The sequence below is a fragment of the Nodularia sp. UHCC 0506 genome (assembly GCF_034931045.1).
In the GTDB taxonomy this organism is placed as follows: domain Bacteria; phylum Cyanobacteriota; class Cyanobacteriia; order Cyanobacteriales; family Nostocaceae; genus Nodularia.
This window is the reverse complement of the sequence record NZ_JAYGHH010000019.1, coordinates 1-1,194: the sequence shown is the minus strand read 5'-3', so window position 1 is coordinate 1,194 and position 1,194 is coordinate 1. Positions and strand designations below refer to the sequence as shown.

2 protein-coding genes are annotated in these 1,194 nt (G+C 42.3%); one reads left to right on the top strand and one right to left on the bottom strand.

The features are described 5' to 3' along the window. Positions 1–36 precede the first annotated feature (36 nt). Positions 37–627, bottom strand: coding sequence for a thioredoxin family protein (locus VB654_RS12760; RefSeq protein ID WP_323214143.1), 591 nt, complete (start codon positions 625–627; stop codon positions 37–39). 140 nt (positions 628–767) lie between these two features. Between VB654_RS12760 and VB654_RS12755 the strand changes: the two genes are divergently transcribed. Then, on the top strand, positions 768–1,172 hold the full coding sequence (locus VB654_RS12755; protein ID WP_323214142.1) for an NIL domain-containing protein: 405 nt from the start codon (positions 768–770) through the stop codon (positions 1,170–1,172). The last annotated feature ends 22 nt before the right edge of the window (positions 1,173–1,194 follow it).

The following is a 1,194-nucleotide window of genomic DNA, read 5'->3' as shown; positions in this document are numbered from 1 at the left end:
AATTACGAACTACGAATTACGAATTACGAATTACAACTAATTAACTACTTGGCTACCATGACTGCGGGGATCGTCTTGATTGTTGGTGGGTGTAACAGGGGCGTGAAATTGGGAAACTTGACCGCTAGTTTGAGCATAAGGCAAAGATGAACCAGCAACCAAAGCGTCTAAGTTACTAGCCATGACTGTATGAGGTTGATCTCCGATGGTTTGGGCGACGGTTTCGCCATCTTCAGCTAAAAATACAAAATGGGGAATTCCATCTACCCGATATTTCAGCATCTCTGGTAGCCATTTGGTGTTGTCTACATTCAACATGACAAAATTCACCTTCTCAGTATATTGCTGTTTGAGTTCGGCGATATCAGGAGCCATTTTTTGACAGACAGTACACCAATTAGCGTAAAACTCAACTATTGAGGGTTTACCATTGCTAATGGCTATTTCTAAAGGTGTGGATGCTTGATCTAAGCTGGCTAAAGAGGTGGAAGTTGTCTCTGTTTTCAATCCTAAAACTAAAGCAACGCTGAGAGCGATCGCAACTATGGCGATTAAGAAGTTTCTCACCCGCGCCCCAGTTGTGGTTTCAGGTTTAGGGGCAGAATTAATAGAGGATTCTGTACTCATAGGAAATTTATTAAAACTTATTAAGCACTTTCATTATTTTAGTGTAACGCTTTCCTTCTCTGCGACTTTCTCCCAAGGGAAGACAATAACGTGAATGCGGTTCGCACTAAGCTAGAACAGAACCACTCTCTGCTAAAGCTGTGAAAAAACGAGTTACCCTCACTTTTCCCAAACGCGCGATTCAAATGCCAATTACTTACCTATTGGCAAAGGAATTTAACGTAGCTGCAAATATTATCCGCGCCCAAGTTGCACCAAACCAAATTGGGAAACTGGTGGTAGAATTATCTGGTGATATTGATCGCTTAGATGAAGCTATTGAGTGGATGCGATCGCGTCATATCAGTGTTTCCCATAACTTGGGTGAAATTGTCATTGATGAGGATATCTGTGTTCATTGTGGCTTGTGTACTGGAGTTTGCCCAACAGAAGCCCTCAGTTTAAACCCAGAAACATACAAGTTGACATTCACGCGATCGCGCTGTATCGTCTGTGAACAGTGTATCCCTACCTGCCCGGTACAAGCAATTTCAACTAATCTGTAATTAGGGCTGGCTGAAGAAATCT